This window comes from Pseudomonas sp. SJZ078, assembly GCF_007828255.1.
Classification (GTDB): domain Bacteria; phylum Pseudomonadota; class Gammaproteobacteria; order Pseudomonadales; family Pseudomonadaceae; genus Aquipseudomonas.
On record NZ_VIUG01000044.1, the window covers coordinates 25,050 to 36,891 of the forward strand.

Sequence of the window (11,842 nt, forward strand, 5' to 3'; positions counted from 1 at the left end):
GAGAGCGGGCAATACAGCCCCGCTCTCGATTCGCGTCACGTGTTATTCGGTTTCCAGATCGATATCGATGCCGAGGGAACGAATTTCCTTGATCAACACGTTGAAGGACTCGGGCATGCCCGGCTCCATACGGTGATCGCCGTCCACGATGTTTTTGTACATCTTGGTCCGACCGTTCACATCGTCCGACTTCACTGTGAGCATTTCTTGCAGAGTGTATGCAGCACCGTACGCTTCCAGTGCCCAGACCTCCATCTCCCCGAAACGCTGACCACCGAACTGTGCCTTACCACCCAGCGGCTGCTGGGTAACCAGGCTATAAGAACCGGTAGAACGAGCGTGCATCTTGTCGTCCACCAAGTGGTTCAGCTTCAGCATGTACATGTAGCCAACGGTAACCGGACGCTCGAACTTGTTGCCAGTACGACCGTCGAACAGTTGCATCTGGCCGCTTTCTGGCAGGTCCGCCAGTTTCAGCATGGCCTTGATTTCAACTTCCTTGGCACCGTCGAATACCGGAGTGGCCATTGGAACGCCGCCCTTGAGGTTTTTCGCCAGATCCAGGATTTCCTGGTCGGAGAAGCTGTCGAGCTCTTCGTTACGACCGCCGATCTCGTTGTAGATCTCATGCAGGAACTTGCGCAGGTCAGCGACCTTGCGCTGCTCTTCGAGCATACGGTTGATCTTCTCACCCAAGCCCTTGGCCGCGAGGCCCAGGTGGGTTTCAAGGATCTGACCGACGTTCATACGCGAAGGTACGCCCAGCGGGTTGAGAACGACGTCGACCGGAGTACCGTTGGCATCATGCGGCATGTCTTCAACCGGCATGATCACGGAGACCACACCCTTGTTACCGTGACGACCGGCCATCTTGTCACCCGGCTGGATGCGACGGCGGATGGCCAGGTAGACCTTGACGATCTTCAGTACGCCCGGTGCCAGGTCATCGCCCTGCTGCAGCTTGCGCTTCTTGTCTTCGAACTTGTCATCCAGCAGACGACGGCGATCGACGATATAAGCCTGAGCTTTCTCGAGCTGCTCGTTCAACGCGTCCTCAGCCATGCGCAGTTTGAACCACTGGCCATGCTCGAGACCGTCGAGAACTTCGTCGGTGATTTCCTGACCTTTCTTCAGGCCCGCGCCGCCTTCGGCCTTGTGACCAACCAGGGCTGCGCGCAGACGTTCGAAAGTTGCGCCTTCAACGATACGGAACTCTTCGTTCAGGTCCTTGCGGATCTCGTCGAGCTGAGTCTTCTCGATGGACAGTGCACGCGCATCACGCTCAACACCGTCGCGAGTGAAGACCTGCACGTCGATGACAGTACCCTTGGTGCCGGTAGGCACGCGCAGGGAGGTGTCCTTAACGTCGCTGGCCTTCTCACCGAAGATGGCACGCAGCAGTTTTTCTTCCGGAGTCAGCTGGGTCTCGCCTTTCGGGGTGACCTTGCCGACCAGGATGTCGCCAGCGCCTACTTCGGCACCTACATAAACGATACCGGCTTCGTCCAGCTTGTTCAGCGCAGCTTCACCCACGTTCGGGATGTCCGCAGTGATTTCCTCTGGGCCAAGCTTGGTGTCACGGGCCACACAGGTCAGTTCCTGGATGTGGATCGTGGTGAAGCGATCTTCCTGAACCACACGCTCAGACAGGCAGATGGAGTCTTCGAAGTTGAAGCCGTTCCACGCCATGAACGCGATGCGCATGTTCTGACCCAGTGCCAGTTCACCCATGTCGGTGGACGGGCCGTCAGCCATGATGTCGCTGCGCTGGACCCGATCACCCTTGCTTACCAGCGGACGCTGGTTGATGCAGGTGTTCTGGTTCGAGCGGGTGTATTTGGTCAGGTTGTAGATGTCGACACCGGCTTCGCCCGGCTCAACTTCATCATCGGCAACACGAACCACGATACGGCTGGCATCGACGGAATCGATCACGCCACCACGACGAGCCACGACGCAAACGCCGGAATCGCGGGCAACGTTACGCTCCATGCCAGTACCTACCAGCGGCTTGTCGGCACGCAGGGTCGGTACTGCCTGACGCTGCATGTTCGAACCCATCAACGCACGGTTGGCGTCGTCGTGCTCGAGGAACGGGATCAGCGACGCAGCGACCGAAACAACCTGCTTGGGCGATACGTCCATCAGGGTGACGTCTTCCGGCGCCTTGACGGTAAACTCGTTCAGGTGACGAACAGCTACCAACTCGTCTATCAGCACCTTCTTGTCGTTCATCGTGGCCGAAGCCTGGGCGATCACGTGATCGGCTTCTTCGATGGCGGACAGGAACACGATCTCGTCGGTGACCAGGGCGTCTTTCACCACACGGTACGGGCTTTCGAGGAAGCCGTACTGGTTGGTGCGCGCATAGGCAGCCAGGGAGTTGATCAGACCGATGTTCGGACCTTCTGGCGTTTCGATCGGGCAAACGCGACCGTAGTGCGTCGGGTGTACGTCACGTACTTCGAAGCCTGCACGCTCACGGGTCAGACCACCTGGGCCGAGTGCAGAGACACGACGCTTGTGGGTGATCTCGGACAGCGGGTTGTTCTGGTCCATGAACTGGGACAGCTGGCTGGAACCGAAGAACTCTTTCACCGCCGCCGCAACCGGCTTGGCGTTGATCAGGTCTTGCGGCATCAGGCCTTCGCTTTCAGCCATCGACAGACGTTCCTTGACCGCGCGCTCTACACGCACCAGGCCTACACGGAACTGGTTCTCGGCCATTTCGCCTACGCAGCGAACACGACGGTTACCCAGGTGGTCGATGTCATCGACGATGCCCTTGCCGTTACGGATGTCGACCAGGGTTTTGAGCACTGCAACAATGTCGTCCTTATTCAGCACGCCCGAACCTTCGATCTCGGTACGACCGATACGACGGTTGAACTTCATCCGGCCGACCGCAGACAGGTCATAGCGCTCAGGGCTGAAGAACAGGTTGTTGAACAGGGTTTCGGCGGCATCCTTGGTTGGTGGCTCGCCAGGACGCATCATGCGATAGATCTCGACCAGGGCTTCCAGTTGGTTGCCGGTGGAGTCGATCTTCAACGTATCGGAGATGAACGGACCGCAGTCGATATCGTTGGTGTACAGCGTTTCGATACGAACGACCTGGGCCTTGACGATTTTCGCCAGGATCTCGGTGCTCAGCTCGGTGTTGCACTCTGCGAGGATTTCGCCGGTGGCCGGGTGCACGATGGCCTTGGCAGTGGTGCGACCGAGGACGTAGTCCATAGGCACCTGCAGCTCTTTGATCCCGGCCTTTTCCAGTTGGTTGATGTGACGGGCAGTGATACGGCGACCCTGCTCGACAATAACCTTGCCTTTGTCGTCCTGGATATCGAGAACCGCGATCTCACCGCGCAGGCGCTGAGGCACCAGTTCCAGGCTGAGGTTTTCACCCTGCACATGGAAGACGTTGGTGGTGTAGAACGCGTCCAGCACTTCTTCCGTGGTGTAGCCGAGCGCACGCAGCAGTACCGATGCAGGCAGCTTGCGACGACGGTCGATACGTACGAATACGCAGTCTTTCGGGTCGAACTCGAAGTCCAACCAGGAACCGCGATAAGGAATGATGCGCGCGGAGTAGAGCAGCTTGCCGGAGCTGTGCGTCTTGCCACGGTCGTGGTCGAAGAACACGCCCGGAGAACGGTGCAGCTGGGAAACGATTACACGCTCGGTACCGTTGATTACGAAGGTACCGTTCTCAGTCATCAGGGGGATTTCACCCATGTAGACTTCTTGCTCTTTGATGTCCTTGATCGCTTTGTTCGACGATTCTTTGTCGAAAATGATCAGGCGCACTTTTACCCGCAAAGGTACGGCGTAAGTTACACCGCGCAATACGCATTCTTTGACATCAAATGCCGGTTCGCCCAGGCGATAACCGACGTACTCCAGCGCAGCATTGCCGGAGTAGCTGATGATCGGGAAAACGGATTTGAAGGCCGCATGCAGGCCCACGTCGCGGAACTGATCTTTAGTCGCTCCCGCTTGCAAGAATTCACGATACGAATCCAGCTGGATGGCCAGGAGGTACGGCACATCCATGACGTCCGGCAACTTGCTAAAGTCCTTGCGGATACGTTTTTTCTCAGTATATGAGTAAGCCATCAGCGTTCCCCAGCTTGGTCACCTGCTTGTTTGGCTCCCCCCGACGGGAGCAGCCAGAAAATCGTGCAAACCCCATGGTTTGCGCCACCGCCTCGGGTGGTTACAGCTCGTTATCGGCACCGACCCAATCGGCTGCCAATAACGGAAAAAGGCCGGTGGCAAGAGCCACCAGCCATCAGCCTTTCGCTTGACGCTCGGGCTGGAGACGCAAGGTCGAAATTACTTAACTTCGACGGTAGCGCCTGCTTCTTCCAGCTTCTTCTTCGCGTCTTCAGCAGCTTCTTTGGAAACGCCTTCAGCGATAACCTGAGGAGCGGTGTCAACCTTCTCCTTGGCTTCTTTCAGACCCAGACCGGTCAGTTCGCGAACAGCCTTGATCACGTTGACTTTCTTGTCGCCAGCGGCAGCCAGAACAACGTTGAACTCGGTTTGCTCTTCAACGACAGCAGCTGGACCAGCAGCAGCAACGGTAGCAGCAGCGGCGGTAACGCCGAACTTCTCTTCCATTGCCTTGATCAGCTCAACGATTTCCATTACGGATTTTTCGCCGATTGCTTCGATGATTTGTTCGTTAGTCAGAGACATGACTCAATTCCTGAATTGGGGGATAGCCGGCACGGCCATCGAAATAAACAAAAATACGCGAGAAGGAAACGCTCAGCCTCAGGCTGCAGCGGCTTCTTTCTGATCGCGAATTGCCGCCAGAGTACGAGCCAATTTGCTGGTAGCGCCTTGAATCACGCTCATCAGCTGAGAAATTGCTTCGTCACGGGTCGGCAGAGTTGCCAGTACGTCGATTTGGTTAGCTGCGAGGAACTTGCCCTCGAACGCAGCTGCCTTGATCTCGAACTTATCCTGACCCTTGGCGAACTCTTTGAAGATACGGGCAGCAGCGCCCGGATGTTCTTTCGAGAATGCAATCAGGGTCGGGCCGACGAACGCGTCGTTGAGCACGTCATATTGAGTGCCTTCAACAGCGCGCTTCAGCAGGGTGTTACGTACGACACGTACATAAACACCAGCTTCGCGGGCCTCTTTACGGAGTCCGGTCATAGCGCCTACTGTTACGCCACGGGCATCAGCCACGACAGCGGACAGAGCGACTTTGGCAGCCTCGTTGACTTCAGCGACGATGGCCTTCTTGTCTTCGAGTTTAATTGCCACGGGTTTAACTCCTGCTTGTTACCGTTTCATTCGATCGAAACCGAATGTCGTTTTGGTGTCTGATTCGGTAAGGAACCGGGAGCACCATCTGCGTAGGCTTGTGGTTTAAGACTTGCGTCGCCTACGGTCTTGGATAGCCCCCGCCAGGCAGGGACCCCAATTTTTCAATTGGCGCAATTGCTTGCGCCAATCTGTGTCTTACGCGTCGAGCGAGCTCTGGTCGATGACCAGACCTGGGCCCATGGTGGTGCTCAGGGTAACGCGCTTGACGTAGATACCTTTCGAAGAAGCTGGCTTGATACGCTTCAGGTCAGCGATCAGGGCTTCAACGTTTTCCTTCAGCTTGACGGCGTCGAAACCGATCTTGCCAACGGAAGTGTGGATGATGCCGTTTTTGTCGGTGCGATAACGAACCTGACCAGCCTTCGCGTTCTTGACCGCGGTAGCTACGTCCGGGGTTACGGTTCCGACTTTCGGGTTAGGCATCAGACCACGTGGACCGAGGATCTGACCCAGTTGACCTACAACGCGCATGGCATCAGGAGATGCGATCACTACGTCATAGTTCAGGTCGCCGCCTTTCATTTCAGCAGCCAGATCATCCATGCCTACGCGATCAGCACCAGCAGCCAGAGCAGCTTCAGCTGCTGGACCCTGGGTGAACACAGCAACACGGACAGTCTTGCCAGTGCCATGTGGCAGCACGGTAGCGCTACGAACGACCTGGTCGGATTTACGTGGATCTACACCCAGGTTTACAGCAACGTCGAACGACTCGCTGAACTTGACAGTCGACAGCTCGGCCAGCAGGGCGGCGGCGTCTACAAAGTTGTAGGCCTTGCCTGCTTCGATTTTGCCGGCGATAGCCTTTTGACGCTTGGTCAGCTTAGCCATTACACACCCTCCACGTTAAGGCCCATGCTACGAGCAGAACCGGCGATGGTACGCACGGCTGCATCCATATCAGCTGCAGTCAGATCCGCGTTTTTGGTCTTCGCGATTTCTTCCAGCTGAGCACGGGTAACGGTGCCAACCTTAACGGTGTTTGGACGAGCGGAACCGCTGGTCAAACCTGCAGCCTTCTTCAGGAGAACCGAAGCGGGGGTGCTCTTTGTTTCAAAAGTGAAGCTACGGTCGCTGTAGACAGTGATGATCACTGGAGTCGGCAGACCTGGCTCAAGACCCTGGGTACGGGCGTTGAAAGCCTTGCAGAATTCCATGATGTTCACGCCGTGCTGACCCAGAGCAGGACCAACGGGCGGGCTTGGGTTAGCCTGAGCGGCCTTCACTTGCAGCTTGATGTAAGCGGTAATCTTCTTGGCCATGAGGCACTCCAATTACGGGTTCGAACGCCTCGAAAGGCTCCCCGGTTACTTGCGCGTTTATCCCAGTGACGACAAAACCCCACAGCCTTGGGCTGCGGGGTTGGGATGCCTGTTCGATCAGACCTTTTCGACCTGACTGAACTCGAGCTCTACCGGAGTAGAGCGACCGAAAATGAGCACTGCGACCTGGATCCGGCTCTTTTCGTAGTTAACTTCTTCAACCGTGCCGTTGAAATCAGCGAATGGACCATCAGTGACTCGCACGACCTCACCTGGCTCAAACAGTGTTTTCGGCTTCGGCTTGTCGCTACCATCAGCGACGCGACGCAGAATTGCCTCTGCCTCTTTGTCCGTGATTGGTGCCGGCTTGTCGGCAGTACCGCCGATGAAGCCCATCACCCGAGGGGTATCCTTGACCAAGTGCCAAGTCCCTTCGTTCATATCCATCTGTACCAGCACATAACCTGGGAAGAACTTGCGCTCGCTTTTGCGCTTCTGGCCATTACGCATCTCAACCACTTCTTCAGTGGGAACCAGAATCTCGCCAAAGCCATCTTCCATGCCAGCCAGCTTCACACGCTCTATCAGCGAGCGCATAACATGCTTCTCGTAACCCGAGTAAGCATGCACAACGTACCAACGCTTAGCCACGGGACACCCTTAGCCAACAATCAAGGAAACGAGCCAACCGAGCAGGGAATCAAGCCCCCACAACAGCAACGCCATAACCAGAACGACAGCCACAACGATCAACGTGGTCTGCGTGGTTTCTTGGCGAGTCGGCCATACGACTTTACGAATCTCGGTGCGAGCTTCCTTAGCGAGTACAAAGAAAGACTTGCCCTTGGCTGTCTGCAGGCCTACAAAGGCAGCAACAGCAGCAATAGCAAGCAATGCGAGTACACGGTACAGGATCGGCGAAGCAGAGAAATACTGATTGCCAACAACGCCAACAGCCACCAAAGCGACTACCACTAGCCACTTGAGCAGATCGAAGCGAGAGCCTTGAGCTTCAGCTTTAGGAGTCATCTATGAAGATCCTGTGAAAAGAAAGCCAGACACACTGAGTGAATCTGGCAGGTCAGGAGGGAATCGAACCCCCAACCTACGGTTTTGGAGACCGTCGCTCTGCCAATTGAGCTACTGACCTAAAACAAAATCAGGCCGACCATTATGCCGGCCCGATAAAGACATTACAACTGTTTACTCGATGACTTTTGCTACGACGCCGGCGCCGACGGTACGACCGCCTTCACGGATAGCGAAACGCAGACCATCTTCCATCGCGATCGGCTTGATCAGGGTGACAGTCATCTGGATGTTGTCACCTGGCATTACCATTTCAACGCCTTCTGGCAGCTCGCAGTTACCAGTCACGTCAGTTGTACGGAAGTAGAACTGTGGACGGTAGCCTTTGAAGAACGGAGTGTGACGACCGCCTTCTTCCTTGCTCAGAACGTAAACTTCTGCGGTGAACTTGGTGTGAGCCTTGACGGTGCCTGGCTTGACCAGAACCTGACCACGCTCTACGTCGTCACGCTTGGTGCCACGCAGCAGTACGCCGCAGTTCTCGCCAGCACGACCTTCGTCGAGCAGCTTGCGGAACATTTCAACGCCGGTGCAGGTAGTTTTCTGAGTGTCGCGCAGACCGACGATCTCAACTTCTTCCTGGATACGGACGATGCCACGCTCAACACGACCAGTCACAACAGTACCGCGACCGGAGATCGAGAATACGTCTTCGATTGGCATCAGGAACGGCTTGTCGATAGCACGCTCTGGCTCTGGGATGTAGCTGTCCAGAGTTTCTACCAGCTTCTTGACAGCGCTGGTGCCCATTTCGTTGTCGTCTTGGCCGTTCAGAGCCATCAGAGCCGAACCGATGATGATTGGAGTGTCATCACCTGGGAAGTCGTAAGTGCTCAGCAGGTCGCGCACTTCCATCTCAACCAGTTCCAGCAGCTCAGCGTCGTCAACCATGTCAGCCTTGTTCAGGAAGACAACGATGTACGGAACGCCTACCTGACGGGACAGCAGGATGTGTTCACGGGTTTGTGGCATCGGACCATCGGCAGCCGAGCAAACCAGGATCGCGCCGTCCATCTGGGCAGCACCGGTGATCATGTTTTTTACGTAGTCAGCGTGACCTGGGCAGTCAACGTGTGCGTAGTGACGCACGGCCGAATCGTATTCAACGTGAGCGGTGTTGATGGTAATACCGCGAGCTTTTTCTTCCGGGGCGCTGTCGATTTTGTCGAAGTCAACCTTGGCCGAACCGAAAACTTCGGAGCAGACACGGGTCAGAGCAGCGGTCAGAGTGGTTTTACCGTGGTCGACGTGACCGATGGTACCGACGTTGACGTGCGGCTTATTACGTTCGAACTTTTCCTTAGCCATCGAAATCACCCCTAGGAGAAGAATTTAGCAACTCACACAAGCCATTAAAACAAAGGCAGATATTTTCATATCTGCCTTGTTATATGGAGCTCTTGAGCGGATTTGAACCGCTGACCTCACCCTTACCAAGGGTGTGCTCTACCAACTGAGCTACAAGAGCGAAACACTTTGCACAACCTGCAAACTTGGAGCGGGTAGCGGGAATCGAACCCGCATCATCAGCTTGGAAGGCTGAGGTTCTACCACTAAACTATACCCGCGGAGCCTGCAGCTCACGCTAGAAACTGGTGGAGGGGGAAGGATTCGAACCTTCGAAGTCGTAGACGTCAGATTTACAGTCTGATCCCTTTGGCCGCTCGGGAACCCCTCCTAAGCGAGCCGGCATTCTATATCATGCCAGCCTTCTGTCAAGCATTTTCTCATTAAAAACCTGAGGTTAGCTGCGTTGACTACGTTTCGCATCGTTGACTGTTAAAGGTCTTCGCTGCGAAGCGGGCGCCATTCTATGCAAACTACCCCGTGGGTGCAACCCCCTCACAAGGCATTATTTTATGTTTTAACTCATTGAATTCTTTAGAAAGGTTTTGAATGAACGTTTCATTCACCTTCCCGGCACTTTCTGGCGAAACCTGTACCCAGAATCCGGGCTCAGGCGAACCGGCAGCGGTGGCACGAGCTACGACGCCCAGCGTTGCCAGTTTTTGCTCCAGTAGCCTGTTCATTTCCGAACGAGCAAAGCCACCCAGATAAATACATGTCTTCTGCGCCTCACCGGACCTTCCCGAATCCCGCCTGACAAGAGCGTCCGCCGTCTCGCTCAAGAGATGAATGTCCTGTTGCGAGCCGCGGTACAAACTCAGGGGGGTGACATCCTTGGCACGAAGCGGAGCTTCCTGTTGATGCCAGACGTAATAGAAAGCATTCAAAACCAGCAATAACAGGAACAGCCACCGCATAGGAACCTCAAGACAAAGGACAGGCCATCGCCAAGCCGACAAAAACCAGGTCAGGTACCACCCTGGCGTCAGGGACAACACCCGAAACCAGATTAGCGTCCCCCCCCGTTAGAAACACAACGAAATCCTCACCCCAATACTGCCGCGCCATCTCAAGCTGAGTAAGGACAAATCCCCTGAGCATCAGCATGCAACCCCGCTCTACAGCTTCGACAGTCGCCCGTCCAGGAGCGAGACTCTCATGGGCACGCTCGGCAGCCATGTCGTCATAGCGAATCCGTCGGGTATGGGTGCGCAACTGGTTACGCATCAAGGGCATGCCCGGACAAATGAAGCCTCCGAGGTGCGCACCGTCTGCCGCCACGAAATCGGCTGTAATCGCAGTGCCAAAATCGAGCACCAGACAAGCACCCGAAGCCAGATGAAACCCTCCAAGCAAAGCCAACCATCGATCCAAGCCCAGGCGCTCGTAATCCTCATAGCCGTTTCGCACGCCGGCCATTTCACGGGTCGGCACAGCCCTCGCCACGGACACTCCAAACGCATCCACCAGCGCAGTCACCAGCGATTCGGTTTCTTCCTGGGTGCGCACGCTGACAAGCCGGCATTTTTTGAGCTGAAACTTTCCAGCGTCGCTCAAACAAGCCAACAGATCGCTATCGGAACTGACCACGCCTCCATCGACCGGCGTAATACCGTCGATGCGAAGTACACGCCATTTGATAAAGCTGTTGCCGCAATCGAGCTCAAGAATCATCACGCAACCTCAAACTGAGCTCACCACCGCTAAAATTCCTTTCCACGCCATCCACCTTCAAACGCAGGGCCCCCTGGTAATCGATACCCAGCACAACGCCATCAATTTGATTGACACCTGCAATCAATGACACGGCCCGCCCCTGCCATAAATGGTGCCGCTCCCATTCTGGCTGTATTGCAGTAAATCCCGACGCCTGGTGAAGCTTCAGGAATCGCCGGAGATTCGCACCCAGTCGCGCCACGAGCTCATTCCGATCAAAATCTCTACCAGCCACGAGACTCATAGATGTCCATTGTTGGTCAACCTCATCGCTGGACTGCATATTTACATTGACCCCAACCCCCAGGACAACGTGGCAGACATCAGCGGGATCCCCTACCAACTCAAGCAATATCCCTGCAATCTTTCTATCACCGACCAGCACATCGTTGGGCCATTTCAAACCTGCCTGCTGAATCCCCATATCATGCAAAGCGTGCAAGACGGCCAGCCCTACGACGAGACTCAGCCCTTCTATCTGTCGCATACCGCCATCAATACGCAGCACCAGACTGTAATAGAGATTTTCCGCAAAAGGACTGACCCACTTTCGGCCGCGACGACCGCGACCAGCCGTCTGCCGCTCAGCCAAAATCAGGAGCGGTGCCGCCACTCCGCGCTCTATGGAGCGCAACGCTTCAGCATTGGTGGAGTCGATGGAGTCGAAAATATGAACAGGCCATTCGCAAGGTTCCTTTGCATCAATCTCGACCGCATCTAAAAGCAATAGCGGCCTGGCCAATTGATACCCCCGGCCTCTGACCTTATGGACGGATAGGCCCAGTTCTGCCTCCAGGTGCTGCAATTGCTTCCATACAGCACTACGACTGACACCTAGCGCAGCGCCTAGCGCCTGCCCTGAATGAAAGCGACCATCCTTCAGAAGTTTTAGCAACGTGAGCATGCGAACTGCGCCCTGACAATGAGGCCCGCATCATAGCCATGCGCAAGACAGTTGCATAGAAACACAAAAGAACCTTTCCTGCGGGCAAAACAAAACCCCTACCTGCATCAGCAGATAGGGGTTTCGGAATTTAATCTTGACGATGACCTACTCTCACATGGGGAAACCCCACACTACCATC

The 11,842-nt window shown here is 55.5% G+C and carries 11 protein-coding genes and 4 tRNA genes; all 15 read right to left on the reverse strand.

Annotated features, from left to right (window positions below; genetic code table 11):
* Positions 1-42: 42 nt before the first annotated feature.
* Positions 43-4,116: a DNA-directed RNA polymerase subunit beta gene (gene rpoB / locus FBY02_RS25855; RefSeq protein ID WP_047702783.1), complete on the reverse strand. Its 4,074-nt coding sequence runs from the start codon at positions 4,114-4,116 to the stop codon at positions 43-45.
* Between the two features lie 219 nt (positions 4,117-4,335).
* Positions 4,336-4,701, reverse strand: coding sequence for a 50S ribosomal protein L7/L12 (gene rplL, locus FBY02_RS25860; RefSeq protein ID WP_047702784.1), 366 nt, complete (start codon positions 4,699-4,701; stop codon positions 4,336-4,338).
* 78 nt (positions 4,702-4,779) lie between these two features.
* Positions 4,780-5,280, reverse strand: coding sequence for a 50S ribosomal protein L10 (gene rplJ, locus FBY02_RS25865; protein WP_024776458.1), 501 nt, complete (start codon positions 5,278-5,280; stop codon positions 4,780-4,782).
* Between the two features lie 198 nt (positions 5,281-5,478).
* Positions 5,479-6,174, reverse strand: a complete 696-nt coding sequence (gene rplA / locus FBY02_RS25870) for a 50S ribosomal protein L1 (protein WP_003186095.1) — start codon at positions 6,172-6,174, stop codon at positions 5,479-5,481.
* On the reverse strand, positions 6,174-6,605 hold the full coding sequence (gene rplK / locus FBY02_RS25875; RefSeq protein WP_003176435.1) for a 50S ribosomal protein L11: 432 nt from the start codon (positions 6,603-6,605) through the stop codon (positions 6,174-6,176). The genes rplA and rplK overlap by 1 nt, the downstream gene beginning before the upstream one ends.
* 117 nt (positions 6,606-6,722) lie before the next feature.
* Positions 6,723-7,256, reverse strand: a complete 534-nt coding sequence (gene nusG / locus FBY02_RS25880) for a transcription termination/antitermination protein NusG (protein ID WP_010443972.1) — start codon at positions 7,254-7,256, stop codon at positions 6,723-6,725.
* A 9-nt stretch (positions 7,257-7,265) separates the two neighbouring features.
* On the reverse strand, positions 7,266-7,634 hold the full coding sequence (secE, locus tag FBY02_RS25885) for a preprotein translocase subunit SecE (protein ID WP_039594676.1): 369 nt from the start codon (positions 7,632-7,634) through the stop codon (positions 7,266-7,268).
* Between the two features lie 45 nt (positions 7,635-7,679).
* Positions 7,680-7,755, reverse strand: a tRNA-Trp gene (locus tag FBY02_RS25890).
* 53 nt (positions 7,756-7,808) lie between these two features.
* The gene (gene tuf / locus FBY02_RS25895; protein ID WP_144931091.1) at positions 7,809-9,002 is read right to left on the reverse strand and encodes an elongation factor Tu; all 1,194 of its coding nucleotides are present in this window, start codon (positions 9,000-9,002) and stop codon (positions 7,809-7,811) included.
* An 84-nt stretch (positions 9,003-9,086) separates the two neighbouring features.
* A tRNA-Thr gene (locus FBY02_RS25900) sits at positions 9,087-9,162 on the reverse strand.
* Between the two features lie 26 nt (positions 9,163-9,188).
* A tRNA-Gly gene (locus FBY02_RS25905) sits at positions 9,189-9,262 on the reverse strand.
* Between the two features lie 25 nt (positions 9,263-9,287).
* A tRNA-Tyr gene (locus FBY02_RS25910) sits at positions 9,288-9,372 on the reverse strand.
* 142 nt (positions 9,373-9,514) lie between these two features.
* Positions 9,515-9,958 (reverse strand): hypothetical protein, encoded by a 444-nt coding sequence (locus FBY02_RS25915; protein ID WP_144931097.1) that lies wholly within the window; start codon positions 9,956-9,958, stop codon positions 9,515-9,517.
* Positions 9,959-9,965: 7 nt separating this feature from the next.
* Positions 9,966-10,715 carry a pantothenate kinase gene (locus tag FBY02_RS25920; protein WP_144931099.1) on the reverse strand — a complete coding sequence of 250 codons (750 nt, stop codon included), beginning with the start codon at positions 10,713-10,715 and terminating at the stop codon, positions 9,966-9,968.
* Positions 10,705-11,661 (reverse strand): bifunctional biotin--[acetyl-CoA-carboxylase] ligase/biotin operon repressor BirA, encoded by a 957-nt coding sequence (birA, locus tag FBY02_RS25925; RefSeq protein WP_144931101.1) that lies wholly within the window; start codon positions 11,659-11,661, stop codon positions 10,705-10,707. The genes FBY02_RS25920 and birA overlap by 11 nt, the downstream gene beginning before the upstream one ends.
* Positions 11,662-11,842 lie beyond the last annotated feature (181 nt).

Bases quoted from the DNA above. Each gene is read 5' to 3' on its own strand.
- birA (WP_144931101.1), bottom strand. From the start codon at position 11,661: ATGCTCACGTTGCTAAAACTTCTGAAGGATGGTCGCTTTCATTCAGGG.
- tuf (WP_144931091.1), bottom strand. From the start codon at position 9,002: ATGGCTAAGGAAAAGTTCGAACGTAATAAGCCGCACGTCAACGTCGGT.
- FBY02_RS25915 (WP_144931097.1), bottom strand. From the start codon at position 9,958: ATGCGGTGGCTGTTCCTGTTATTGCTGGTTTTGAATGCTTTCTATTAC.
- rplL (WP_047702784.1), bottom strand. From the start codon at position 4,701: ATGTCTCTGACTAACGAACAAATCATCGAAGCAATCGGCGAAAAATCC.
- secE (WP_039594676.1), bottom strand. From the start codon at position 7,634: ATGACTCCTAAAGCTGAAGCTCAAGGCTCTCGCTTCGATCTGCTCAAG.
- rplK (WP_003176435.1), bottom strand. From the start codon at position 6,605: ATGGCCAAGAAGATTACCGCTTACATCAAGCTGCAAGTGAAGGCCGCT.
- rplA (WP_003186095.1), bottom strand. From the start codon at position 6,174: ATGGCTAAGCTGACCAAGCGTCAAAAGGCTATCGCCGGCAAAATCGAA.
- rpoB (WP_047702783.1), bottom strand. From the start codon at position 4,116: ATGGCTTACTCATATACTGAGAAAAAACGTATCCGCAAGGACTTTAGC.
- FBY02_RS25920 (WP_144931099.1), bottom strand. From the start codon at position 10,715: ATGATTCTTGAGCTCGATTGCGGCAACAGCTTTATCAAATGGCGTGTA.